Origin of the sequence: Streptomyces luteolifulvus (genome assembly GCF_008806595.1) — a bacterium.
Classification (GTDB): domain Bacteria; phylum Actinomycetota; class Actinomycetes; order Streptomycetales; family Streptomycetaceae; genus Streptomyces; species Streptomyces luteolifulvus.
In genome coordinates this window covers 146,844-170,404 of sequence record NZ_VZRB01000013.1, presented here as the reverse complement: position 1 = coordinate 170,404, position 23,561 = coordinate 146,844, and the positions used below count along the sequence as shown (strand labels likewise).

Annotated in this window: 20 protein-coding genes and 1 riboswitch; of the genes, 8 read left to right on the top strand and 12 right to left on the bottom strand. The window is 73.1% G+C overall.

The window, feature by feature from the left end:
• Positions 1–53: 53 nt before the first annotated feature.
• Genes F7R91_RS20530 through F7R91_RS20520 form a run of 3 tightly spaced genes read left to right on the top strand, consistent with a single transcriptional unit; the run spans position 54 to position 6,882 of the window.
• Entirely contained in the window at positions 54–1,214 is a 1,161-nt protein-coding gene (locus F7R91_RS20530) for an ATP-binding protein (RefSeq protein ID WP_150950527.1), read from the top strand.
• Positions 1,211–4,957 (top strand): vWA domain-containing protein, encoded by a 3,747-nt coding sequence (locus F7R91_RS20525; protein WP_150950526.1) that lies wholly within the window; start codon positions 1,211–1,213, stop codon positions 4,955–4,957. Before F7R91_RS20530 ends, F7R91_RS20525 begins: the two co-directional genes overlap by 4 nt.
• A complete protein-coding gene (locus tag F7R91_RS20520) occupies positions 4,954–6,882 on the top strand; it encodes an SWIM zinc finger family protein (protein ID WP_150950525.1) in 1,929 nt (642 codons plus the stop codon). The genes F7R91_RS20525 and F7R91_RS20520 overlap by 4 nt, the downstream gene beginning before the upstream one ends.
• On the opposite strand, the gene F7R91_RS20515 is transcribed toward F7R91_RS20520, so the two are convergent.
• From F7R91_RS20515 to F7R91_RS20490, 6 genes are read right to left on the bottom strand one after another with little or no spacing between them, the layout of a single operon-like run.
• On the bottom strand, positions 6,875–7,774 hold the full coding sequence (locus F7R91_RS20515) for an STM4011 family radical SAM protein (protein WP_150950524.1): 900 nt from the start codon (positions 7,772–7,774) through the stop codon (positions 6,875–6,877). The two genes, F7R91_RS20520 and F7R91_RS20515, sit on opposite strands and share 8 nt — an antisense overlap.
• 10 nt (positions 7,775–7,784) lie before the next feature.
• A complete protein-coding gene (locus F7R91_RS20510) occupies positions 7,785–9,140 on the bottom strand; it encodes an STM4012 family radical SAM protein (protein ID WP_191971564.1) in 1,356 nt (451 codons plus the stop codon).
• A complete protein-coding gene (locus F7R91_RS20505) occupies positions 9,137–9,964 on the bottom strand; it encodes an STM4013/SEN3800 family hydrolase (protein WP_150950564.1) in 828 nt (275 codons plus the stop codon). The genes F7R91_RS20510 and F7R91_RS20505 overlap by 4 nt, the downstream gene beginning before the upstream one ends.
• A gap of 58 nt (positions 9,965–10,022) precedes the next feature.
• Entirely contained in the window at positions 10,023–11,189 is a 1,167-nt protein-coding gene (locus tag F7R91_RS20500; RefSeq protein ID WP_150950523.1) for an STM4014 family protein, read from the bottom strand.
• Positions 11,170–12,129, bottom strand: a complete 960-nt coding sequence (locus tag F7R91_RS42085; RefSeq protein WP_191971563.1) for an STM4015 family protein — start codon at positions 12,127–12,129, stop codon at positions 11,170–11,172. The genes F7R91_RS20500 and F7R91_RS42085 overlap by 20 nt, the downstream gene beginning before the upstream one ends.
• Before the next feature lie 10 nt (positions 12,130–12,139).
• A complete protein-coding gene (locus F7R91_RS20490; RefSeq protein ID WP_150950522.1) occupies positions 12,140–13,096 on the bottom strand; it encodes an STM4015 family protein in 957 nt (318 codons plus the stop codon).
• A gap of 181 nt (positions 13,097–13,277) precedes the next feature.
• Between F7R91_RS20490 and F7R91_RS20485 the strand changes: the two genes are divergently transcribed.
• Positions 13,278–13,604: a hypothetical protein gene (locus tag F7R91_RS20485; protein ID WP_150950521.1), complete on the top strand. Its 327-nt coding sequence runs from the start codon at positions 13,278–13,280 to the stop codon at positions 13,602–13,604.
• A 43-nt stretch (positions 13,605–13,647) separates the two neighbouring features.
• Positions 13,648–14,658: a DUF6745 domain-containing protein gene (locus F7R91_RS20480; RefSeq protein WP_150950563.1), complete on the top strand. Its 1,011-nt coding sequence runs from the start codon at positions 13,648–13,650 to the stop codon at positions 14,656–14,658.
• A 10-nt stretch (positions 14,659–14,668) separates the two neighbouring features.
• On the opposite strand, the gene F7R91_RS20475 is transcribed toward F7R91_RS20480, so the two are convergent.
• Both F7R91_RS20475 and F7R91_RS20470 read right to left on the bottom strand, forming a co-directional pair.
• Complete coding sequence (locus tag F7R91_RS20475) at positions 14,669–15,304, bottom strand: hypothetical protein (RefSeq protein WP_150950520.1); 636 nt, start codon at positions 15,302–15,304, stop codon at positions 14,669–14,671.
• A 131-nt stretch (positions 15,305–15,435) separates the two neighbouring features.
• Positions 15,436–16,653: an MBL fold metallo-hydrolase gene (locus F7R91_RS20470; RefSeq protein ID WP_150950519.1), complete on the bottom strand. Its 1,218-nt coding sequence runs from the start codon at positions 16,651–16,653 to the stop codon at positions 15,436–15,438.
• Between the two features lie 195 nt (positions 16,654–16,848).
• Here F7R91_RS20470 and F7R91_RS20465 point away from each other — a divergent pair, with 195 nt between their 5' ends.
• Positions 16,849–18,027, top strand: coding sequence for a Glu/Leu/Phe/Val dehydrogenase dimerization domain-containing protein (locus tag F7R91_RS20465; protein WP_150950518.1), 1,179 nt, complete (start codon positions 16,849–16,851; stop codon positions 18,025–18,027).
• 95 nt (positions 18,028–18,122) lie between these two features.
• Complete coding sequence (locus F7R91_RS20460; protein ID WP_191971562.1) at positions 18,123–18,737, top strand: TetR/AcrR family transcriptional regulator; 615 nt, start codon at positions 18,123–18,125, stop codon at positions 18,735–18,737.
• 436 nt (positions 18,738–19,173) lie between these two features.
• Here the strand turns inward: F7R91_RS20460 and F7R91_RS20455 are convergent, their stop codons facing one another.
• Positions 19,174–19,959, bottom strand: a complete 786-nt coding sequence (locus F7R91_RS20455; RefSeq protein WP_150950561.1) for an SGNH/GDSL hydrolase family protein — start codon at positions 19,957–19,959, stop codon at positions 19,174–19,176.
• A 265-nt stretch (positions 19,960–20,224) separates the two neighbouring features.
• Positions 20,225–21,160: a M23 family metallopeptidase gene (locus tag F7R91_RS20450; RefSeq protein ID WP_150950517.1), complete on the bottom strand. Its 936-nt coding sequence runs from the start codon at positions 21,158–21,160 to the stop codon at positions 20,225–20,227.
• Positions 21,161–21,162: 2 nt separating this feature from the next.
• Positions 21,163–21,321, bottom strand: a riboswitch (cyclic di-AMP (ydaO/yuaA leader).
• A 582-nt stretch (positions 21,322–21,903) separates the two neighbouring features.
• Between F7R91_RS20450 and F7R91_RS20445 the strand changes: the two genes are divergently transcribed.
• Positions 21,904–22,701 (top strand): tyrosine-protein phosphatase, encoded by a 798-nt coding sequence (locus F7R91_RS20445; protein ID WP_150950516.1) that lies wholly within the window; start codon positions 21,904–21,906, stop codon positions 22,699–22,701.
• A gap of 50 nt (positions 22,702–22,751) precedes the next feature.
• Here the strand turns inward: F7R91_RS20445 and F7R91_RS20440 are convergent, their stop codons facing one another.
• Positions 22,752–22,880, bottom strand: a complete 129-nt coding sequence (locus F7R91_RS20440; protein WP_150950515.1) for a DUF6126 family protein — start codon at positions 22,878–22,880, stop codon at positions 22,752–22,754.
• Complete coding sequence (locus tag F7R91_RS20435) at positions 22,877–23,506, bottom strand: helix-turn-helix domain-containing protein (RefSeq protein ID WP_150950514.1); 630 nt, start codon at positions 23,504–23,506, stop codon at positions 22,877–22,879. Before F7R91_RS20435 ends, F7R91_RS20440 begins: the two co-directional genes overlap by 4 nt.
• Positions 23,507–23,561: the final 55 nt, after the last annotated feature.

Genomic DNA, 23,561 nt, shown 5'->3' with positions numbered 1-23,561 from the left:
CGACCGACCACAGTCAGACCCACCACAGACAGACCGACCGAGCAAGGACATCCATGACCCCGACCGATACGGTGACGGCCCCTCCGGCCCGGCAGACCCTGCCCGCCGAGGAGTTCCACGCCGCCGAACTCGCCTTCCTCGCCGCCCACGACGAGGGACCCCGCCCGCCCGGCTGGCGGCTGACCCCGCGCTCCGTGGTCACCTTCGTCTGCGGCAGCGGCGGCGAGACGCTGAAGCTGCCCAAGCCGCACGAGACGCTGCCCGACCGGCTGGTGATCACCCCCAAGTTCGTCGGTGAACGCGCCCTGGTGGAGCGGTGCGTGGTGACCCTCGCCGGCGAGCGGGGCCTGCTGCTCGTCGGCGAGCCAGGCACCGCCAAGTCGATGCTCTCCGAGCTGCTGTCGGCCGCCGTCTGCGGCACCAGCGCGCTGACCGTGCAGGGCACGGCGGGCACCACCGAGGACGCCTTCCGTTACGGCTGGAACTACGCCCTGCTGCTCGCCCAGGGCCCCAGTCCGCAGGCGCTGGTCGACTCGCCGGTGCTCGGCGCCATGCGCACCGGGCGCGTGGCCCGCGTCGAGGAGATCACCCGCTGTCTGCCCGAGGTGCAGGACGCGCTGGTGTCGATCCTGTCCGACCGGCGGGTGAGCGTCCCCGAGCTGTCCGGCACGGACGACGCCCAGGTCGCGGCCGCTCCCGGATTCACCGTCATCGCCACCGCCAACCTCCGCGACCGCGGTGTCTCGGAGATGTCCGCCGCGCTCAAGCGCCGCTTCAACTTCGAGACCGTCCACCCGATCGCCGACGTCGACGCCGAGACCGCGCTCGTGCGGCGGCAGGCGGCGGCGGCCGTCGAGCGGGCGGGCGCTGCCTTCGGCGTCGACGACGCGGTCCTCGACGTGCTGGTCACCGTCTTCCGCGATCTGCGGGCCGGGCGGTCCGCCGAGGGCTGGGACGTGGAGCGGCCCGGCACGGTGATGTCCACCGCCGAGGCCGTGCAGGTCGCCGCCTCCCTCGGGGTGGCCGCCGCCTACCTGCCCGGCGGGGACGCGGTCGATCTCGTCCCCGGTCATCTGCTGGGCGTGGTCCGCAAGGACGACCCCGCCGACCACGCGCGGCTGCTCGGCTACTGGGACGGCCCGGTGCGCCGCCGTGCCGAGGACGGTTCGGCGATGTGGCGCCGCCTCTGGGACCTGCGGGAGAACCTTCGGTGACGCACGCTCAGGAACCGCGGGCTGCGGTCATCGGCCTCGCCGACTCCACGGTGCCGTATCTGCTGGGCGTACGGCACCACGGCCCGGCGCTCGCCGCGGCCGTGCCGGCGTTGCTGGACGCCGCCGGCGCCGAGGTCGTGTGCGTGGAGCTGCCCGCCGACTTCCAGCCGTGGCTCACCCATCTGGCGGCCCCCGGCACCGTCGCACCGGTCGCGCTGGCCGGGGCCGCGGAGGGCGGGCGGCTCGGCTTCTACCCGTTCGCGGACTTCTCCCCCGAACTCGCCGCGGTCCGCTGGGCGCGGGAGCGGGGGGCGAAGGTCGTGTGCTGCGACCTGCCGATGTCCGATCCCGCGTGGGACGGGTGTGTCGGGCTCCCGGCGGGGGACACGAACAGCGGGGACAGCCCCGCCTCGGCTGCGGACCCGCGTGCTACGGACAGCCCCGCCGAGGGCGGCGACCCCCGGCAGGCGGACAACCCCGCCCCGGCGGGGGACACCGCGAGCGCCGACCCCGCCCCCTCAGGGAACACCCGGACCGCGGTCGTCGAGGACGCGCCCCCCGCCTCGTCCTCCGTCTTCGGGGACGCGCTCACCGCCGCCGCGACCGGACGTGACGGTGACGACCTGTGGGACCGATGCGTGGAGGTCCTTGCCCCGGGGTGTGCCCCCGAGGCGATCCGCCGCGCCGCCCTCGGCGTGGGGTGGGCGCTGCGCCGGGACGCCGAGTCGGCGGGGGGCGTGCCGTCGGTCGACCTCGCCCGCGAGGCCCACATGCGCGAGACGATCGCGCGGGCCGCGGCGGGCGGGCGCCGGGTCGCGGCCGTCGTGGGTGCGTTCCATGCACCGGCGCTGGTGGACAACGCCACACCGGCCCCCGGTGAGGTCCACGGGGCGTCGGTGACGGTCGCAGCACCCCCTGTCGGCACGGCCGTTGCCGACGCACCCCGCGTAGGGGAACACCCGCCCGTCGTCACCTCCCTCGTCCCGTACGCCTTCGATCTGCTGGACTCCCGTTCCGGCTACCCCGCCGGCATCCGGGACCCGCGCTGGCAGCAGGCGGTGTTCGCGGCCGGGGGCGACCCCGGGCTGCTGCACGACGCCGCCGCGCGGGCGATCACCGATGTGTGCCGGGAACTGCGCGCGGCCGGGCACACCGCGGGCACGGGTGAGGCCACCGAGACCCTGCGGATGGCATGCGATCTGGCCGCGCTGCGGGGGCTCGCGGCCCCGGGCCGGGGCGAGGTGCTGGAGGCGCTGACGACCGTGATGGGCCAGGGCGAGCCGCTCGGCCGCGGGCGGGCCCTCGCGCGGGCGCTCGAGGTGGTCCTGGTCGGCACCGACCGTGGCCGGATCGCGCCGGGCACACCGCGCTCCGGACTCGGCCCGTCCGTGGAAGCGGAGCTCGCCGCGCTGCGGTTGCCGGGCCCGGACGACCCCGGTGCACGCGAGATACGGCTCGACCCGCTCCGTTCCGCCCTCGACGCCCGCCGCGAGATCCTGCTGCAGCGCCTCGCGGTGTGCGGCGCCGGCTACGGCGAGGCCGTCGACGTGTCCCGCACGGGCGACGGGACCGCGCTCACCACCCGGTGGCGGCTGACCTGGACACCGGCCGTTCCCGTACGTCTCGACCTGGCCGGGGTACGGGGCGTGACCGCGGCCCTGGCCGCCGAGGGCACCCTGCGGGACACCTTCCGCCGGGAGTCGGCGGACGGCGGGCCGACCTGCGCCCATGTCCTCACGGGGCTACGGGCGGCCGCCCGTTGCGACCTGCCCGCGCTGGTCGCCGAGCGCCTGGCCGACGCCGCCGCCGTACTCCCCGCCGCCGCCACGCTCCCCGAACTCCTCGAAGCACTGGACCTGTTGGAGGCACTGCGCCGGGGCCATCTCCCCGGCACCACGCCCGAGCGCAGACAGGAGGCCGCCGAACTGGCCGCCGACCTGCTGGAGGCGGCGGTCCGTGCCCTGCCCGGCCTGGCGGGCAGCGACCAGCCGAAGGACGCGGCAGCACTGATCGCGCTGGCCTCACGGGCCGGTGAACACCGTCTCGGGCTGCGGATGGACGACGCCCTGGCCACGCTCGTGCGCACCGGCTCCCCGCTCGTCCAGGGTGCGGCCCTGGCCGCGCGGGTCCTGCTCGACCTCGACGACACCGGCACCGTCGGCGCGCGTGCCGCCGGCTGGATCGACACGGCCACCGGCCCCGACGGGCGCCAGGGGCTGGCCCGTCGGCTCACCGGGCTGCTCAGTGGTGCCGCAGCGCTGCTCCAGTCGGCCTCGACCGTTCTCGACCCCCTGCTCGACCGCATCGACACACTCACCGACCAGGGGTTCCTGGACCGGCTGCCCGCGCTGCGCGGCGGCTTCGACACGCTCAGCCCGGCCGACCGCGACCGTCTGCTGAACACCGTGACCGAGCGTCTCGGGGACCGCCTCGACCTGTCGCTCGGTGCCTCACCACGGCTCCTCGCCCTGTGGACGGCCGCGGACACGGCGGGCCTCGCGGCAGTCAACTCCCTGCGTCTGCCGGTCGGGACGGACCTGACGGAGTCCGAGGACGCCGACGTTGCCGCCCCCGGCGACGCCGTACCCCGCCCCGAGCAGACGCCTTCCCCCATCCGCCGGCTCACCCCCACCGACCGCTGGCGGCTGCTGCTCGGCCGGGAGAGCGACAAACTGCCGCCGGGCGCCCGCCGTTACGCGCACGCGCTGGACGAGCTGTACGGCACCGGCAGGGGCGAGGGCGCCTCGGACCTCGGCCGGGACGGGTGCCAGGGCGGGGCAGGCGGCCAGGAGGCGTCCTTCCCCACGGCCCGCGAATGGGCCGAGGAGCTGGACGCGCTGTTCGGCAGGGAGGTCCGCGAGGAGGTCCTTGCGCGGGCCGCCGACCAGGGCCGTACCGACGTACTGGCCGAACTCGATCCCAAGGCGGTTCGCCCCTCGGTGGACCTGCTGACCTCTGTGCTGTCCCTCGCCGGAGGGATGCCCGAGCAGCAACTGGCCAAGCTGCGCCCGCTCGTACGCCGACTCGTCGACGAGCTGGCCAAGGAGCTCGCCACCCGGATGCGTCCGGCCCTGACCGGACTGGCCACACCGCGCCCGACCCGCCGTCCGGGCGGCCGGCTCGACCTGCCGCGCACGCTGCGGGCCAATCTGGCGCACGCGCGCCGGACCGGGGACGGCCGGACCCTGGTCGTCCCGGAGCGGCCGGTGTTCAGTACCCGCTCCCGCAAGGAGGCGGACTGGCGGCTGATCCTCGTGGTCGACGTGTCCGGGTCGATGGAGGCCTCCGTCGTCTGGTCGGCGCTGACCGCGGCCGTCCTGGGCGGGGTGCCCACGCTGTCCACCCACTTCCTCGCCTTCTCGACCGATGTGATCGACCTGACGGACCGGGTGGACGACCCGCTGTCGCTGCTCCTGGAGGTACGCGTGGGCGGCGGCACCCATGTCGCGGCCGGGCTCGCGCACGCCCGCTCCCTGGTGACCGTGCCCAGCCGCACCCTCGTGGTGGTGGTGAGCGACTTCGAGGAGGGCTACCCGCTGGGCGGACTCCTCGGCGAGGTCAGGGCCCTCGCCGGTTCCGGTGTGCAACTGATGGGCTGCGCCGCCCTGGACGACACCGGCACCCCGCGCTACTCGGTGCCCGTCGCCCAGCAACTCGTCGCGGCCGGTATGCCCGTCGCCGCCCTCAGTCCCCTTGCCCTCGCCCGCTGGGTGGGCGACTGCCTCCGCGGAGAGACCCGATGAACGCCGAACTTCCCCCGGTGGCGCCCGATGTGGTTGCCGCCGCAGTCGAGAGCCTGACCTCCAGGCTGCGCAAGAAGCTGGACGCCGCGATCGAGTCGTACGCGGCCACGCCCGTCACCGCCGACGACGGCGTGGTGCGCATCCGGTGCGGTGAGGACGCCGAGGTCACCCTCACGCCCGGTCCCTCCGGCGCGGTCTCGGACGCCGGGCAGGCGGTGTGCAGTTGTCTGCTCGCGCCCCGCTGTCTGCACCGCGCCGCCGTGCTCGGCGCCTGCCCCTTGGCGGAGGCGGACGTGATGGCGGAGCCGCCGGACGCGGTGGCGGACGCCGAGGGTGACGCCGTATCAGCGGAAGGAACCGCCCCCGAGGCGGCAACCGGGCAACCCACCGCCCTCGCCGCTTCGGACCCCGCCGAACCCACGGGAGTGGGCGCCACCGAGGTGACGACGCCCGCCGGCCCGACCGACGCCCAGGTGGCCGCCGCGACCGCTCTGTGGGCGGCCACCGCGGCCGTCCTGGCCGCCGGGGTGCCCGCCGCGGGCGCGGTGCCGCAGGCGGAGCTGCTGCGGGCGGCCCACACCGCCCGGCTGGCCGGGCTGCACCGCGCCGAGGCGGCCGCCCTGAGGGTCGTCCGAGGACTGCGCGGCGCCCGCGCCCGGCAGGACGGCCACCGGCTTGCCGACCTGGTCGGCCATGTGCGGGAACTGCTGCTCACCACCACTCTGTTGGCGGCGGCGGACCCTGATCCGGCCCTGGTCGGCACCGCCCGCCGCAGCTACCGGCCGGGCGGCAGTCTGCGGGTGCACGGTGTGTGCCGGGAGCCGGTGATCGCGGCCACCGGCTACGGCGGTGTCGTCACCCATCTCGTCTCCGACGACGGGCGCTGGTTCTCCGTCGCCGACGTCAAGCCCGGCGGCCCGGCACGGGCCCGGGGTGCCGGCACAGCCACCGTCGCGCTCGGCTCGGGCAGCCTCGATCACGCCCAACTCGGCCGTGGCGGGCTGCTGGTCTCCGGTGCGACGCTCTCCCCGGACGGCCGCCTCGGCTCCGGCAAGGGCGTACGGGCCACTCCGGTCGCCGGTCTGTCCTGGACGTCGGGTCCGCTCGCCGCCCTGTTCGCCCGCCCCCTCACGCAGGCCGTCGCCGAACGCCTCACGGGAACCGCGGGGACCGACCCGGACCGGTCCGAGCAGGCGGTCCGTGAGCTGATCGGCTGCGACCTGGTTCTCGTCGGCGCGGCCGGCGACCAGTTGCTCGCCCGCGAACTGATCCCCGGACGACCGGACGCGGACGGCCTCCTGATCCGGCTGACCCCGGCCAACGGCCATCCGGACCTCGCCCACACGGCCAACTTCCGCCGACTCGCGTCGCGGCCCGGACTGCGGCTCCGTGTGATCGGCCGGCTGGACCCCGACCGCGCCGCCACGCTCCGCCCTCTCGCGGTCGGCCCCGTGCCGGACACCGAGGCGACCCTGCGGCTGCCCGAGGACTGGATGGGCCGTGCCGACCTGGGCTACGACCGTCTGGAGGGCGTCCACTTCCCGCCACCCGGTGCCCTGCCTCCCGTGGAAGGCCTCGGCGACGTCCCGCCGGACCCGCTGGCCGAGGCCCCTCTGTGGCGGCTGCGGCGGCTGGTCGAGGTCGCCGTGTCCGGGGGCCGGCGGGCCGTCGCCGAACCCGCGCGCGACGGCGACCGGAACGGGGGTCGGGCGGCGCTGCGCCGCAGCGGATTCCGTACGGCCGCGGACCTGGCGACCGCGCTCTCCGCGGAGGCCGACCGCCGCACCCGCGATGTCTTCGGCCGCACCGCCGAGGCCGACCCGGACGCCTACGCCCGGGCGTGGCTCGCCGCGGCCGTCTATCTGACCAGCACCGAGCGAGCCCTGATACAGGCCACCTGGGTCACAGGAGACTCCCTCACCTAGTGCCCCGGCAGGCACTGGCAGGGGGTAGGAGCCGCAGGCCGCGCGCGCCGGACGTCGCGGGAATGCGTTCCAGGACGCCGCCCGCGAAGACGTCGTAGAGCGGCAGGGTCTCGAGGTGGACGTAGCCGATGTGGCAGTCGCAGACGGTCAGGGGGCAGGGGCGCGGGCCGAGTGCCGTACGGTACGAGCCGTCGTAGAGGTTGCCCAGTTCGGTGCGGACGAAGTGGCAGCGGCGGACCGTGCCGTCGCCGTCGACCGAGATCACGGACTCGCCGGTGCGGCAGGGCAGGCCGGCGCTCGCGTGGGGGTGGCGGCTGTACGGGAAGAGGGGGTCCAGGGCGGTCCAGAGCCCGGCCTCCGTGTCGTCGTAGGTGTGGCCCTCCGCGGCGTTGACCCACAGGTACACCTGCTCGGGCAGTTCGGCGCGCAGGCGCCGGGCGGCTTCCAGATGGCCGGGCAGCCCGACGATGCCGACGCTGAAACGGACGCCGAGGCGGGCCAGTTCACGGCACTTGGCGAGGAAGCGGTCGTACGGCGTCTGCCCCGGGTGGTACGTGCACCACAGGGCCAGGGTGTCGAGGTCGGCGTCGGCCAGCCAGTCGGTGCGGCAGCTGAGGTTCGTCTGGATGGCGACGCGGCGGATGTGGGGCTGGTGGGAGAGGTCGGTGAGGGTGCGCCGGTACCAGGAGCGCACCAGGCCCTCTCCCCACGGGGTGAAGAGGATCGAAAGACCGTCGTCGGTGTTGCCGGTGGCCCAGTCGGCGAACCGCTCAAGGCTCGTCCGGTCCGCGCGCAACTGCTCCCTGCTGTCGCGGCGCTTGGCGAAAGGGCAGTAGGGACAGTCGTAGTCGCAGGACGCGAGAGGGCCGCGGTACAGAAGGGTCAGGTCCATCGCCGCGGGCTCACTTCCTCTCGTAGGCGGCCATCGCGGCCCGTACGGCCGGGGAGAACAGCTCCGGGCCGATGGCGTCGGAGTGGGCGAGCCCCTCCGGGGTCAGGCGGAGGACGGCGGCGTGCGGGTCGCCGGATTCCAGCCAGCCGCGGTCGGCGAACCGCTCCAGTTCGGCGGCGAAGTCGTCCGCGGGGGTGCGGCCGCCGAACCGCGCCCGGTAGTCGGCGACTTGGAGCCCTTCGGCCTGGAGCAGCGACTGCAGCAGATGACGGCGGCGGGCCTCGTCTGGGTTCATGGGGCGGCCGTGTTCGGCGTGGGCGAAGTCCGTGGCGGGGCGGGAGACGTAGTCGTCGATGATCGAGCGGATCTGGTGCATCCCGACGGCGTAGTCGAAGGAGTAGTGCAGCCGCGCGGTGTAGGAACGGGCCCCGCAGCCCAGGCCGATCATGCCGTCCGTCTGGCAGGCGTAGTCGTCCGCGCCCTGCGGCGGTGCGTCGGCGCGCCGGAACATACGCATGGACTGCTGCTCGTAGCCGTGCGCGAGGAGGTGGTCGCGGCCCGTGCGGTAGAGGCGCAGGCGCTGTTCGTCCCAGGCCTGGTCCGGCCCGTCGGCCCGGCGGCCGAGGCCGGTCAGGGGGCGGATGTAGAGGGGGTAGAGGTAGAGCTCCTCGGGGCGCCAGGCGAGGGCCGCGGCCAGGGAGCGCAGCCAGGTCTCCTCGGTCTGGCCGTCGATGCCGTAGATCAGGTCGATGTTGAGCACCGGTATCCGGGCGTCGCGGACGCGGCCGAGTGCCGCCTCCACGTCGGCGCGGCGCTGCGGGCGTACGGCGGCCCGGGCCTCGGTGTCGTCGAAGCTCTGCACACCGAGGCTGAGGCGGGTGGTGCCGCGTTCGGCCAGGACCGTCAGCCGGTCGGCGGTGGCCGTGGCGGGCGAGGCCTCCACGGAGAGGGGCACGGCCCGGAGGTCGGCGCCCATGCGGTGTTCGGCGATGTCGCAGAGCCGTTCCAGTTCGGCGGCCGTGAGGAAGGTGGGGGTGCCGCCGCCGAAGGCGGCGGTGGCGAACCGCACCGGTGCCTCCTCCCCCAGCGCCGCCCTCACGGCGGTGGCCTGGCGGTCCAGAGCGTCGAGGTAGGCCGTGGTGAGGCCGTCCGGGGCGCCGATACGGGTGAACAGGTTGCAGAACCCGCAGCGGATCTCGCAGAACGGAATGTGGAGGTAGAGGGAGAGGGCGTCCTTGGGCTCGGCCGCCCACAGGGTGCTGAGCGGCGGGCGGTCGTCGAGCTTCCGGTACGCGGTCTTGTGGGGGTAGGCGTAGACGTAACTCTGGTACGGGGCCACGCGGTCGGGGCTCGTCACGGTCGTCATCGGGCGGCCTCGGCGGTGGCGGGCGTGGTGTCGAGGAGGAAGTGGGCGTAGGGCACCGTCCACACGGATTCGTGGCCGATGCGGTGACCGGTGTAGCCGTCGTCGCCGTACGCCGTGCCGTGGTCGGAGCAGACGATCGCGAAGCAGGGGCGTCTGCTGCTCGCGGCGGCGAACAGACGGCCGATGTGCCGGTCCACGTACTCCAGGGCGGCGGCGTGCGTCTCGCGGGAGTCCCCGGCCTCTTGGGTGGCGCCCGGGAGGTGGAACCAGTTGGGCTGGTGCAGGGCGGACACATTGACGAAGAGGAACAGGCGCTGCTCCTGGGGCAGTCGGCCGATCACCTCCTCCGCGCGGGTCACCTGTGACGCGAACGACGTCCGTGACGTCACTCCGAACTCCGGCTCCCAGTGGGACTCCTGGAAGAGCCCCGGCAGCACCGAGCCGAGCGGACCCCGCTTGTTGAAGAAGCCGACTCCCCCGATGCACACGGTGCGGTAGCCGGCCTTCGCCAGGCCGGAGACCAGGTCCGGGGTGTCGTAGACGAAGGTGCGGTCCGCCGTTGTCTCGCTGCCCGCGAAGTCGGCCGCGAACAGGCGGGGGTGGCGGCCGGGAGCGGCGGGGGTGGGCAGGAAGCCGGCGAAGATCGCCTGGTGGGAGGCGTAGGTGAAGCTGCCCGGGGCGTGCCGCTCCTCCCAGCGGCCGGCGGGCAGATGGCGGGCGAGGTGGGGGATGCGGCCGGTCGCGGCCAGGTCGGCGGCGACGTCATGGCGCAGGGTGTCGAGGGTGACCAGCAGGATGTCGTGGCTGCCGACGATCTCGTTCATGTCCGGAGTGCCGGAGGGGGGCGGGAGCAGACCGGGGCCCGGCTCCGGGCGGGTCGGTTCAGGCGCTGACATGGCTGGTTCCTGTTCTGTGCGGGTGGTGCGAGGCGGCCTGTCCGGCGGGCAAAGAACGGCGCAGGACAGCGGCCACCTGGGCCGCGTAGGTGTCGAGGCCCTCCGCTTGGCTGCCGGGAAGTCCGGTCAGCCGGGGCAGCAGGTCGCCGAAGGCGTTGACCTCGCCGACGGCGGCCCTGCGCCAGCCGACGGCCGGCAGCAGGTCGACGCCCACGCACAGGGTGCGCGGGAAGCAGGCGGCGGCCTGTTCGCAGACGGCGAGGACATCGCTCCAGCGGGCGCCCGCGGCCTCGAGGGCCTGCCGGGCCTCGTCGAGGTCGCCCCGGCTGCCGCCGAGGTGGAGGTTCGTCAGCGGCGAGGAACTGGTGCGGACCACCGCATGGGTGGCGCGGCCGTCCACGACGACGACCCTGAGATCGGCGGCGCGGCCCCGCTGGGAGGCCTTGGGCAGCCAGCGCTCCAGGTGCAGGCCGTCGGGGGCCAGCGCGTCCACGATGGCCGCGATGTCCTGCTCCCGTTCGTAGCGGCGCACCTTGAGGGAGTTGAACAGCCTGCCGTCCGGGACGAGTTCGACGGAGGTCGTGGCCCTGATCCGGCCGGCACCCGCCGACTCGACGGCGAGGACCCCGGACGCCGACGAGCCGTGCGCGGGCTTGACGAAGAGCCTCGGCATCCTGTGCTCGCGCATCAGGGTCCGTACGTCGTCCCAGCCACGGACCGCCGCGGCCCGCGGGCCCGAGGTGGGCGAGGCCGGGACCGGGACACCCGCAGCGGTCAGGACCGCGTGGCAGCGGCGCTTGTCGAACAGGACCGCCACCTCGTGCGGGTCGTCGAGCCGGATGCCGCCGCGCAGGCTGCGCAGGGCCGCCATGAAGTGCGTGTACCAGCGGGCCGAGCCCTCGACCCGGGTGGGGTCCGGGGTGCCGCGCAGAAGCAGGTCGACCTCCGGGTTCTCGCCGGGAGAGTCGATCCGGACCGTCTCCTCGGCCGCGAAGTCGGCTCCGCCGTCGCGCAGTATCTCCTGCCAGGACACGATGCGCGGGCCGGGCAGGCCGGCCGCGCGCACCGCCTCGGCGAACAGCGTGACCCGGCGGTTCTCGGGGTTGCCGACCACCGCGAACCGCGGCCGGGTGTCACTCGCCGACGGCGACATACCGCGCCTCCGGGCCGTCCCTCAGATGCGAGCGGCGGCGGGCCGGGGTGAGGGCGAGGCTCACCCCGTGCGGCTCCAGCGTCTCGCGGAAGCGCTCGACCAGTTCGTCGCCCATGAAGTGGTGCCGCAGGTCCAGCGACCGGAGATGGGTCAGCGGCCGGCCCGCGAGCAGTGCCGCGCCACCGTCGTCGCTCAGCACGCCCATGCTCAGATCGAGGGACTCCAGACCCGCGACGACGGGAGCACCGGCCAGGGCGGCGGCGATGTCGTCCTGGATGTCGCTGTTGCGCAGGCCCAGGTGACGCAGCTCGGGGCAGCCGGCCGGAGTGGTCAGGAGCGGGGCGATGTCCTCGCGCGTGCAGTCGCCGCCGTACCGGGTGGTGCCCAGCCACAGGTCCAGGTGGCGCAGCGCCTTGAAGTCGCAGGCCGCCAGCGCGCGGACCGGGTCCGGGGGCAGGCCGCCCGACTCGATGCGCAGGGTGTGCAGCCCGTCGTGGCGCAGGGGTTCGATCACCAGGCCGTCGGCTCCGCGCACGCCCAGCTCCCGCAGCCCTGGCCAGGCGCGCAGGACGCGGGTGACCTCGCCCTGCATGATCCAGGAGATCTCCGACTCCTCCGACACCACGTCCCCGAGGAACACGGCGCGCAGCCGCGGGAAGCGGGGTGCCGCGGCGGTGAGCAGCTCCAGGACGGGGTCGATGCCGTTCTCGTCCCACTCGTCCCACCAGGCGCCGAGGACCAGTGCCGTGACCTGGTCGGTGCGCACCTGATCGAGGAAGCGCCGCCACAGGGAGTCGAAGGGGAACTCCCCCTCGGTGGTGAGCTTCCATGCGACCGACCCGGGGGCGGGCAGCGGGGTGTGGCCCTCCTCCTCGACCACGGGAAAGACGTGAACGGGCAGACCGTGGAGGTGGGTCAGGTGTGTCGGGTAGCAGCCCATGGGCGTGCGCTCACTCCCCCACGGCGACGTACCGGTAGACCGTGCCGTCGTCGTCCTCGTCCTCGTCCGCGTCGTCGCGGTCCAGGTCCACCACGACACCGGCGGGTTCGAGGGTGTCCCGTATGCGCTCCTTGAGCGGCTCGCTCAGGTAGTTGTGGTGCAGGTCGAGCGTCTTCAGATGGGTGAGCGGCTGCCCGGCGAGCAGCGCGGCGGCGCCCTCGTCGCTCAGGACGCCCATCGACAGGTCGAGGACCTCCAGGCGGGCGACCACCGGGGCGGACGCGACGGCCGCGGCGACCTCGTCCTGCATCTCGCTGTTGCGCAGGGCCAGATGCCTGAGGCTCGGCAGACGGGTGCCGGACAGGATCGGCTCCAGGTCGGCGGCCTCGCTGTCGCCGCCGTAGTCGGGGGTGCCCAGCCACAGGTCCAGATGCTCGAGGGCGGGCAGTTCACTGGCGGCGACACCGCGTACCACCTCGGCGGGCATGCCTCCGGTCTCCACCTCCAGCTTGCGCAGGCTCTTGTGGCTCACGGCCGTGAAACCCAGGCCCGATCCGCCGCGCACACCGAACTCCTCCAGCGCGGGGAAGCCTTCGAGCAGCCCGGAGACATCCGTCTGGTTGATCCAGGAGATTTCGCACTCCTCCATCACGATGTCGCCGAGGAACAGCGACCGCAGGGCGGGCAGCCGGTCACGGGCGGCCAGCAGGGCCTCGATGACGGAGGACGCGTCGGTGTCGTACGCCTCCTGCCAGGCGCCGACGATCAGCGCGCGCACCCCCGTCGTGTCCACCGCGGAGCAGAAGCGGGCGAAGGCCGCCTCCCACTCCTCGTCGGCGTCGTACACATCGCTGGTGATGCGCCAGGCGACGGCGCCGGCCTCGGGCAGCTCCGTCTTGGCGTCGGGCCCGGGGAAGGTGAAGGCGGGGAGGCCGTACAGCTCATGCAGGTGGTCGCCGATGGTCATGCGAGTTGCTCCTGACGTGCAACGGATGAGGTGTGCGTGCGCTGTGCGGCGCGTGCAGCAGTTCTACCAACAGGGACTGACAACGGGCCGCGGCGGGGCGGCGTCCGAGGCCGTTGTCAGTGGCGGCTCGTAGTGTCGATCTCGACGCCGGGGCACTGTGCACCGGGCGGGAGGGAGAGCCATGTACCGGCAGGGGGACGTACTGATCGTGTCCGTGGCGGAGGAGGCCGTGCCCGCACATGTGGCGCACGCGCCGAGGGAACCGCGTGACGCACGGGGGCGGTTGGTGCTCGCGCTGGGCGAGGTGACCGGGCACGCCCATGCGGTGGTCGGTCCGGGCGAACTGGTGCGGGAACCGGGGCCGTTCGGTCCGCTGCTGCTGCATCTGCCGCAGGGCGGGCGCGTCGTGCACGAGGAGCACGCGGCGATAGCGCTGCCCAAGGGGTGGTTCCGCGTGATCCGGCAGCGGGAGTACGTGCCGGGGTCGGTGCGGATCGTGGCGGACTGAGGCGAGAGACAGAGGGAAGGGCGGGAACCCGGTGAGCGAGACGATGGTGGCGGACGAGGTCCGGCTGTGGCGTGCGTGTGCGGCCGCGGCCGTACCGGCGGACCGGGGGGCGGCGGAGGCCGGGGTCCGGCTGGCGTACCGGCGGGCCGGGCTGGCGCAGCCGGAGCGCGTGGTGTGGGCCGGCTCCCCGCGTGAGGCGGTGACGCTGATACAAGGCTCGTCGGACCTGGGCCCGAGCATGCGCGAACAGGTCCGCAGCGCTCCCTGGGCCGCCGAACGACAGCGTGTGCACGAGGAGTTGGGCGCGGCGGGCTGGTCCGCACGCTGGACCGCGACCGGCGGGCGCCTGTGGGACACGACGCGGGCACTGGTCGACCGGATCCAGCAGGGCGTACTCGAGGAGCTCGCGGACGGCGACCGGCGCGCGGGGACGGAGATCCGGCTGATCCTGCTGGACGCCGTGCTCGGACAGCACGACGCGCCGTGGCTCGCCGCACTCGACACGGACCGGGCCCCGCTCGACGGGCTGGCCCAGGTCTGCCGCAGCGCGGGCTGGTGGTGGCCGTTCGAAAGGGCCGCGGTGGTGTGCGAACGCCCGGTCGCCCTGCACCGCGACGAGGCGGGCAGGCTCGACCGCGGAGACGGTCCGGCGCTGGCCTACCCCGACGGTTTCGCCCTGTACGCCTGGCGTGGCATGCCGGTGCCGGCCGGCTTCCTGGCCGAGCTGCGCACGCTGACACCCGAGCGCCTCCGCGCCGAGGAGAACGCCGAGTTGCGGCGCGTCATGCTCGAGTACTACGGCTACGACCGCTACCTCGCCGACTCCGGGGCCCGGCCGGTCCACCGGGACGAGACCGGAACGCTCTGGCGCATCGATCTCGTCGGGGACGAGCCGGTCGTGATGGTGGAGGTCCTCAACTCCACACCGGAGCCGGACGGTACACAGCGTACGTACTGGCTCCGGGTGCCGCCGACGACACGGGAGGCAAGGGAGGGAGTGGCCTGGACGTTCGGTCTGAGGCCCCAGGTGTACGCCCCGCTGCGGGAGACATGACGGCCGGCAGTCAGGCTCCGGTGCGGCAGGTCTCGGCCGCCCGCAGCCACGGTGCGAGGGACACCACCACGGTCACGGTGATCGTGGTGAGCCACACCCGGTACAGACTGGCGGGCCGCACCCGGCGACGCGAGACCACCCACACGGTCCACGAAACCGCCGACCCCGCGGCCAGCGCCCCCAGGACGGCGGTGGGCAGCACGGAATCCGAGAGCGGGTGCTCGGGAGGGATGCTTCCGGCGCTGCAGTACGTTTCGTGGCCCGTGAGTCCGACCGCCATCAGCACCAGCGAGGTCACGAGCACCGACGAGATCCAGGCCGCGGCGGCCACCAGCCCGGGCCACACCCCGCGCCGGTCGCCCAGGGCATGGGCCAGCCTCCGGCGCATCAGCAGGATCGGCACCGCCATCATCAGCGCCGAGAACCAGAGGTCCTCATAGCGGGAGTCGTCGACCTGCCCGTCGTCCTGCCAGTAGAAGCACAGGTAGGTCTGCACGAGCGCGGTGAGGAACACCAGCGCGGCCAGCGCGTTCGCACAGACACGGGCGCCGAGTGGTGCGCCCCCGAAGGACGGAGGCCACAGGATGTGGTGCGCACGGATGCCCGGCCCCAGGCTGACGGCCTCCCGCCGGCGGTCACTGATCACACGCCTCACGGCCCGGTCGCCCCCCTGTGCTCTGCCGGGTTTCGCGGCGCACACGCACCGCGGAAGCCGACATCACGCACGACCCTGCCGTAACGCGCACCCGGGCGGCATCCGTGAATCCACGTGATCCACTACGTAGATGCGGCCAGGTCCTCGGGGGACGACGGAGTGGCTGCCGGGCGGCGCCAGGGACGGGCGATGGGTCCCGACACGGCACGCCACCACGGATCGGAGGGGAGGGCTCCGGCGGGCTCGAAGGGCTCGCCGGGACGGGGGAACGCGGCTGCCTGCCCGACCTCCTCGGCGGCATCCCTGGTCCACTCGCCGGGCTCGGCCCAGGCGTGCAGCGCCAGATTGAAGGTGCCCCAGTGGATCGGCAGCAGCACCCCGTGCGGCCGGCCGCCCTGCAGGTCGAGGTGCGCCCGGACCCCTTGGGCGGGTGACATGTGGATGTCCGGCCACGCGCCCGGCAGGGGCGTGGGGTCCGCGCGGTCCTTGGGCCAGTAGTCCGAGTAGGCACCGATCTGGATCATCGTGGCGTCGAACGGGCCGTGCGCCGCACCGATGTCCTGGAAGCCCTCGAAGTACCCGGTGTCGCCGCTGTGGTAGACGCGATGCTCGGCACCGGCGACCACCCAGGAGGCCCAGAGCGTGTGCTGGGTGTTGCGCAGCCCGCGGCCGCAGAAGTGTCGGGCCGGGGTGGCGGTCAGGGTGAGCCCGCCGACCTTCGTCTCCTCGTGCCAGTCCAGTTCGAGCAGCCGGTCGGCCGACACACCCCAGTACTCGAGATGGGCGCCGACGCCGAGCGGCACGGCGAACATGGTGTCCGTGCCGGCCAACGCCTTGAGCGTGGGCATGTCGAGGTGGTCGTAGTGGTCGTGCGAGATGACGACGACGTCGACCGGGCCGAGCGCGGCGAGCGGCAGGGGCACCGGATGCAGCCGCCGGGGTCCCGCGAACGGGAACGGGGAACAGCGCTCGCCCCAGACGGGGTCGAACAGCACCCGCTGTCCGTCGATCTCCGCGAGGACGCTGGAGTGGCCCATCCAGGTCAGCCGCAGTCCGCCGGCGGGCTGCCGCGCGATGTCGGCGAGCGTCGTGGCGTGCACGGGGACGGTGCCGCTGGGCGCGCGGCGGGACCGGGCCTCCTTGTCGAGGAAGTCCTTCACGAAGGCCGACGCCGAGCCGGAGGGCCGTATGCTCGTCGGCCCGCCGGGATTCTGGAAGACCCCGTCCTTGAAGTGCGGCGATCTGCGGATGCGCGCCATGCGCTCACCGCTGGGGTCCGCGCCGAACGCCGCGGGCCTCGGCGTGCGGAGCCCGGAGCTGAGGGAACGGAAGCCGGCCACGGTACCTCCAGATGGAGTCGGTGAGACATTCCATTATGGGCAGCCCCTCCGACAGGACGGGGCCGGACCGATCACGTCCGGTCCGGCAAGGCCCCGCTGATGATCCACTCACCGCGTTGACAGGCCATGACACCACTCCGGATACTGACCCGCGATTCAGTAACCGGCTCTGATCACCCTCCCCGAGGAGACCGCATGACCGCCCCCGTGATGTCGCTGACCTGGACCGACCACCTCACCGGTCGCCAGGGCTTCCTGGTCGTCGACCGGCTGGTGCGCGGCGTCTGCAGCGGCGGGCTGCGCATGCGCGGGGGCTGCACCCTGGACGAGGTCGCCGGCCTCGCCCGCGGAATGACCATGAAGGAGGCGCTGCACTACAACCCCGAGGGCCGCTACATCCCCCTCGGCGGCGCCAAGGGCGGCATCGACTGCGATCCCCGGGACCCGCAGGCGTACGGAATCCTGGTGCGTTATCTGCGCGCCATGCGGCCGTACATCGAGAGCTGCTGGACCACGGGCGAGGACCTCGGCCTCGCCCAGGACCTCGTGGACCGGGCGGCCGCCGAGGCGGGGCTCGTCTCGTCCGTCCAGGCCGTCTATCCCCTGCTCGACGACGAGACGGCCGCCCGGCGGCGGCTCGCGGACGCGTTCGCGGTCGAGGTGGACGGCATCGGGCTGGACGAGCTGGTCGGCGGCTGCGGGGTCGCCGAGTCGGCGCTCGCGGCCCTGGACCGGGACGGTGTGCCGTATGCGGGCGCGCGGGTCGCGGTGCAGGGGCTCGGCACCATGGGCGGGGCCACGGCGCGCTTCCTCGCACGGGCGGGGCTCACGGTCGTGGCCGTCGCCGACATCAAGGGCACGATCGCCAACCCGGCGGGCCTCGACGTCGAGGCACTGCTCGCCGCGCGGGATGTGCACGGCACCGTGGACCGGGCCGCGCTGCGCCCCGAGGACCGTGAGCTGCCGGTCGACGCATGGCTGTCCGCCGACGCGGAGGTCCTGGTGCCGGCGGCGGTCTCGTACGCGATCGACACGGCCGACCAGGAACGGATCACGGCTCGTTGGATCGTCGAGGCGGCCAATATGCCCGTACTGCCACGGGCGGAGGAGCTGCTCGCTGCGCGCGGGGTCGTCGTGCTGCCGGACGTGGTCGTCAACTCCGGGACCAACGCCTGGTGGTGGTGGACGCTGTTCGGCGACATCGGCGCGGACGCGGACGAGGCGTTCGCGCACACCCGCCGCGCCATGCGCACGCTGGTCGGCCGGATGCTGGAGCGCGCGGCGGCCGACGGGACGACACCGCGGGCCGCGGCGCACGCCCTCGTCGCGGACCGGCTGCCGGTGATCGCGGAGCGTTTCGGCTGGTACCGGTGATGGTGCGCCCGCCACCGCACACCCCGCCCCTTCGCCGGCCGGGATACGGTCGTCCGCGCACGTCACAGCCGGGAGGGGCTGTGTAGGGTGACGCCGTGACGAGAGTGCGGTTGAGCGTGGCGGAGCGGCGGGAGGAACTGCTGCGGGCCGCCGTCGAGCAGATCGAGGCGCGAGGTGTGTCGGCGGTCCGGATCGCCGACGTCGCCTCGGCGCTCGGCGTGAGCAACGCGCTGGTGCTCTATCACTTCTCGACCAAGGAGAAGCTGGTCGCCGCCGCGTTCACCCACGCGGCCGCGGGCGATCTCACACGGCTGCGCAAGCTCCTCGGCCGGCGCACCACGGCGCTGCGCCGGCTGCGGTCGGCCGTGCGGTGGTACGCCCCGACCGGCCAGGCCAAGGGCTGGCGGCTGTGGATCGAGGGCTGGGCGGCGGCGCTGCGCGAGCCCGCGCTGCGGGAGGTCACCCGTGACCTCGACCGGCAGTGGAAGGCGGCCCTGACCGAGGTCGTCACGGAAGGGGTGGCCGCGGGCGAGTTCCAGTGCCCCGACCCGACGGGCACGGCCCTGCGCCTGACCGCCCTGCTCGACGGTCTCGCCGTACAGATGACCACCTACGCGGGCGCGGTGTCCCGCGCACGGGCCCTGGAATGGGTGGACGAGGCCCTGGCCCGCGAACTGGGCCTGGCCCGTGAGGCGTTGACGACGGCGTAATCACGAGCCGCGCCGACCGCCGCTCGGGATCGACAGCTCGCGCTCTCGTTCTCCGTCGCGCGCAGCCACGGCCTGGGGAGCCGGGCCGCCCCACACAAATCGCGGCCCTGCGACGGGCCCGGGCACGCCAGGCGCCAACGAAGCCGGCACCGTTCGCAGGGACCCGTCGAGGCAAGGCTCCGGCTGGACAAACGCCTCCGGCGCGCGGCGCGCTTCGCGACCCCGCGGACAGCGGAGTTGCCCGGCCGGACGTTCCACGCCGAGCGCCGGCGCAGAACGACACCGACCACAAAGCACCGTCAAACCACGGCGCGCCAACCGCACAAACCCCTCCAGCGCGCGGCGCGCCTCGCGACCCCGCGAGCGACGGAGTGCCCGGCCGGGCGTACGCCGCCGCCGTAACACACCCGCCCGCCTGCCGCTGCTCGTACCGTCCTCACGCCACCGACGCGATCCGCATCTTGATGTCGTCCGGCGACAGTGCGCCCTTGGCCGTCACATGGTCGCCCGAGGACTCCCCGCGCAGTCGGCGGCCGATCCACGGGACCAGGTACTCGCGTGCCCAGTGGACGTCGTCGCGCCGGACGTCGAGGGTGCCCCGGGGCGGGAGCGGGGGCCAGGGCTGGTCCGGGTCGGCCGGGACGTCCAGGCCGAGGACCTGGCCCGCGCGCAGCGCCACGCGGGTGTGGCCCTCGGGCGACAGGTGGAGCCGGTCGTCGTCCCAGGCACGGCGGTCCTGGACGGTCTTGAGGGACCACAGGTCGAGCACCGGGCAGCCGTACCGGTCGGCGATGGCCCGCACATGACCGTTGTAGGTGGCAATCTTGCCGCGCAGATGCTTCAGCACGGGTACGCCGCGGGTGTCGAAGCCGGTCGTCACCATGACGGTGCCGCAGACCTCGGCGAGCCGGGCGAGCGCCCTCTCGAAACGCTCGGCGACCTCGTCGGGGTCGGTGCCGGGCCGGATGATGTCATTGCCGCCGGCACAGAACGACACCAGGTCCGGGGCCAGTTGGACGGCCTGCGGAAGCTGGTCCTCCACGATCTGGTCGAGCAGTTTGCCGCGTACCGCGAGGTTCGCGTACCTGAAGTCGCCCTCGGGCCGCCGGTCGGCGAGAAGTACCGCGAACCGGTCGGCCCAGCCGACGAACGCCCCGTCGGGGCCGGGGTCGCCGACGCCCTCGGTGAAGCTGTCCCCCACCGCCACGTACGACCCGATCACTGATCTGCTGTCACTCTTCGAATCGTCTGCCACATCGGTCCATGATTCACCTTCGGATGTGACCTACGCGATCGTAGGAAGGGGTTGACGAGCGGTGAGATAAGCCACTCCTAAAGGGTTCGCCAACCCGGGAATACGCGGGGATACCCGGGACACACCGACACCCCGACACACCGACACATCAGACACACCGATGGCCGGACCCGGGGATCGGGGTCCGGCCATCGGCGGCGTGTCAGGCAGGTGAAGTGTGGCGCGCCGGTCGTCAGCCGATGGCGACGCCGTGCGAGCGGAGGTAGGCGACCGGGTCCACGTCCGAGCCGTAGTTCGGCGTGGTCCGGATCTCGAAGTGCAGGTGGGGTCCGGTGACATTGCCGGTCGCCCCGGAGAGGCCGATCTGCTGGCCCGCGGTGACGGTCTGGCCCGCCGAGACGGAGAGCGAGGACAGGTGGCCGTACTGGGCGTAGTAGCCGTCGTTGAGCTTGATGACGACCTGGTTGCCGTAAGCACCGCCCCAGCCCGCGGAGACGACCGTGCCCGCGGCCACGGCCTTGAGCGAGGTGCCGGTCGGGACGACGAAGTCGGCGCCGGTGTGGTAGCCGCTGGACCACATGCTGCCCGCCACGCGGTAGGCGGTGCCGACGGTGGCACCGCTCAGCGGGGCGCTGTAACCGCTCGAGGCGGCGGCCGGCTGAGCGGCCCGGGTGACGGCCGCCGGTTTCTTCGCCGGGGCCTGCGCGGCCGAGGACGACTTCGCGGCGGAAGACTTCGCGGAGGACGGCGACTTGGCCTTCGGGACGCTCGTCACGGCCTTCTTGTTGATGCTGAGCTTCAGGCCGGGGTGGATCAGCGACGGGTTGTCACCGACGAGATCACGGTTGTCCTGGTAGAGCCTCTGCCAGCCACCGCTGACATGCTGCTCCTTGGCGATCTTCGAGAGGTAATCGCCCGCGCGCACCGAATAGAGCCGCACATCCACCTTCTGCGTGGCGGCCTTCTTCCCGGTCGCCTTCGTCGCGGCCGGAGCGAACTGCACGGCCTTTTCCGAAGCATTCTGGGAAATGGACTGGGAGGGGGCGGCGTGGGCTCCGGTGGCTCCCAGGAGCGGGAGGGCGAGCGCGGCGCCGCTGGTTCCGGCGACGGCGATCGAGCGGGTGAAACGACGGGACTTGGGACGGCGATGCTTACCCTTCGCGGGCATGGCGAATTCCTCTCCGGCGCCTGCGAGGTGAGCTGTCGGGTGCGGACTGGAGATGTCCGGCCGCGCCGAAACGCGGCTTTACCCCTAGCCGTTCCGGAGACCGGAACAGGCGTTGTACCTGTGGGTCCCCCGCTCCTGCCGTGCACGGGTGAGTGTGTGCTTGCTCCGGGCGGCGGCAGGATTGGGCGTCCGTCCGGATCGGTGGCGAACGTAAGCGAGCACGGCACAAAGGGACAACCGACCGGTTCCGCACGAATGCGTTTCTCTTGATCCCTTACGGGAATTTACGGTCACCCTCAGTGAATTAGAAGGCCGTCGCTCTCCTCAAAGTCCATGAAAAGCACCTGAATTACGTGAACATGACGGACGACGCACGGTCACGAATATGACGCTCCTCACGCACCACTGCCCAGGACCCCCTATTCCAGAAGGAGTTGGAATGAAGGCGCCAATTCGGACAGAAGGCTCAGATGCGGCGGAGCTATTTAAATTGACGTCGTCGCGCATCCGGCAGTGGGGCGCTGTGCGGCCCGGACAGAAGCCACGTACGGCCGTTTTCGGCGATCTCCAGCGCCATGCCTCACAGGTCCGAACAGGTGCACTCAAGGACCAACATCATCAGCGGACGCCGGCGGGCGGGACAACGCCTGTGGACACATCATTGCCTCAGGAATCCATGTCGTATCGTCGAGAGCGTGTCCGTCGATGAGCCACGTCGACGGGCCGGATGGGGAGGAGCCCTCGTGACGCAGCAGATCCCGTCGACCGAGCCCGAGCTCGCCGGTGTGCGCAACTTCCGTGACGTCGGCGGACTGCCGACCGTGGACGGCCGGCGGGTGCGGCACGGAGTCCTGTTCCGCAGCGGCCACCTCGCCCATGCGACTCAGGAGGACGCCGCGTTCCTCGGCTCCCTGGGCCTGCACACGATCTTCGACTTCCGCAACGCGGCCGACCAGAAGCTTGAGGGCCCGGACGTCGAGCTGCCGGGCGTGCGCAATGTGAATCTGCCGCTGTCCGACCCCGCGGACGGCGCCGAGTTCTGGAAGATGGTCCGCGACGGCGAGATCGAGCAGCTGCGCGGGATCCTCGCGGACGGCAAGGCGGCGAACCGGATGATCACCTCCTACCGCAGGATCATCAAGGAACGCACCGCCGAGCACTCCGAGGTGCTGCACTCGCTCGCAGAGGACAGTGTCCCCGCGCTGATGCACTGCGCGGCGGGCAAGGACCGCGCGGGACTGTCCGTCGCGGTGACGCTGCTCGCCCTGGGCGTGGAGCGCGAGGCGATCCTCGCCGACTACCTGGAGTCCAACGCCACGCACCGCCGCTACAAGGTGCACCGCAGCAGCAAGTCCGCGGCGGCCTACTCCCCCGAGGTCATGGAGCTGCTCAGCCCCCTGTTCGACGCGCGCGCCGAGTACCTCACGGCGGCCCTGGAGACCATCGAGGAGACCTGGGGCGCCGTGGACGCCTACCTGGAGAAGGGGCTGAGGGTCACCCCGAAGATGCGTGAGCGGCTGCGGGAGCGGCTGCTCGACTGACCTCCTGGGTCCCCATGTGACCGCCCGGGTCCCCATTGCTCCCTACTGCTTCACTGCTTCGCGCCGACCTCGAACAGCAGGTAGACGAACGCGGCGAAGACGTGCCCGACCGCGATGTAGATGATCAGCCGTATCCACAGGGCGCGGGGGAACTTCTCCTCCATGTTTCTGTCGCTCATGGCATCTCTCCGGTGACGGGGCCCAGGCACAGCGTGGCCGTGGGGCTCTGCAGCAGGGTGTGGACGAACAGGAGCTCGACCCCGTCCGGGTCCAGGGCGGCGATGCGGTGCGGGGTCAGCGAGTCGAAGTGCGCGCTGTCGCCCGGGCCGAGCCGGTGCGTGGTGTCCCCGAGGCGCAGCCGCAGCCGCCCCTGTGTGACGTACAGCCATTCCTCGCCGGGGTGCACCCGCACGATGTCGCCCTGGGAGCCGTACGGGACGTGGACGCGCAGGGCCTGCATTCCGCGGCCGGGCGCACCGGCCTGCCAGTAGGTCCAGCCGGCCGCCGCGGTCGGCTCCATGTCGGCGGCGCGCACGACGGCGTCCCGGTCGGCGACCGTCTCTCCGAGCAGCTCCGAGACCGTCGTACCGTAGATGCGCGCGAGAGCCAGCAGCATCGGCAGGGAGGGCTGCCGCTGCCCCGTCTCCAGGCGGGAGAGGTGGGCGGGCGACAGTCCGGCCGCGCGGGCCGCGGCCTCCAGGGTGAGGGAGGCCCGCCGACGCAGCGACCTGAGCTGCGGTGCGACGGCGGGCAGGTCGGTGACCGGCCCGGTCGACGGCTCGTTCTCGGCTTCCGGGGAGCTCATGCTCTCCATTCAGCCGAAGCTTTGCCCCTTGGGCAAATTTGTTGCCTCTCAGGCA

What these genes read in the sequence shown, in the direction of transcription:
- F7R91_RS20505 (WP_150950564.1), bottom strand. Translation starts at nt 9,964, where the DNA reads ATGAACGAGATCGTCGGCAGCCACGACATCCTGCTGGTCACCCTCGAC.
- F7R91_RS20485 (WP_150950521.1), top strand. Translation starts at nt 13,278, where the DNA reads ATGTACCGGCAGGGGGACGTACTGATCGTGTCCGTGGCGGAGGAGGCC.
- F7R91_RS20515 (WP_150950524.1), bottom strand. Translation starts at nt 7,774, where the DNA reads ATGGACCTGACCCTTCTGTACCGCGGCCCTCTCGCGTCCTGCGACTAC.
- F7R91_RS20465 (WP_150950518.1), top strand. Translation starts at nt 16,849, where the DNA reads ATGACCGCCCCCGTGATGTCGCTGACCTGGACCGACCACCTCACCGGT.
- F7R91_RS20510 (WP_191971564.1), bottom strand. Translation starts at nt 9,140, where the DNA reads ATGACGACCGTGACGAGCCCCGACCGCGTGGCCCCGTACCAGAGTTAC.
- F7R91_RS20490 (WP_150950522.1), bottom strand. Translation starts at nt 13,096, where the DNA reads ATGACCATCGGCGACCACCTGCATGAGCTGTACGGCCTCCCCGCCTTC.
- F7R91_RS20500 (WP_150950523.1), bottom strand. Translation starts at nt 11,189, where the DNA reads ATGTCGCCGTCGGCGAGTGACACCCGGCCGCGGTTCGCGGTGGTCGGC.
- F7R91_RS42085 (WP_191971563.1), bottom strand. Translation starts at nt 12,129, where the DNA reads ATGGGCTGCTACCCGACACACCTGACCCACCTCCACGGTCTGCCCGTT.
- F7R91_RS20530 (WP_150950527.1), top strand. Translation starts at nt 54, where the DNA reads ATGACCCCGACCGATACGGTGACGGCCCCTCCGGCCCGGCAGACCCTG.
- F7R91_RS20440 (WP_150950515.1), bottom strand. Translation starts at nt 22,880, where the DNA reads ATGAGCGACAGAAACATGGAGGAGAAGTTCCCCCGCGCCCTGTGGATA.
- F7R91_RS20435 (WP_150950514.1), bottom strand. Translation starts at nt 23,506, where the DNA reads ATGAGCTCCCCGGAAGCCGAGAACGAGCCGTCGACCGGGCCGGTCACC.
- F7R91_RS20450 (WP_150950517.1), bottom strand. Translation starts at nt 21,160, where the DNA reads ATGCCCGCGAAGGGTAAGCATCGCCGTCCCAAGTCCCGTCGTTTCACC.
- F7R91_RS20480 (WP_150950563.1), top strand. Translation starts at nt 13,648, where the DNA reads ATGGTGGCGGACGAGGTCCGGCTGTGGCGTGCGTGTGCGGCCGCGGCC.
- F7R91_RS20520 (WP_150950525.1), top strand. Translation starts at nt 4,954, where the DNA reads ATGAACGCCGAACTTCCCCCGGTGGCGCCCGATGTGGTTGCCGCCGCA.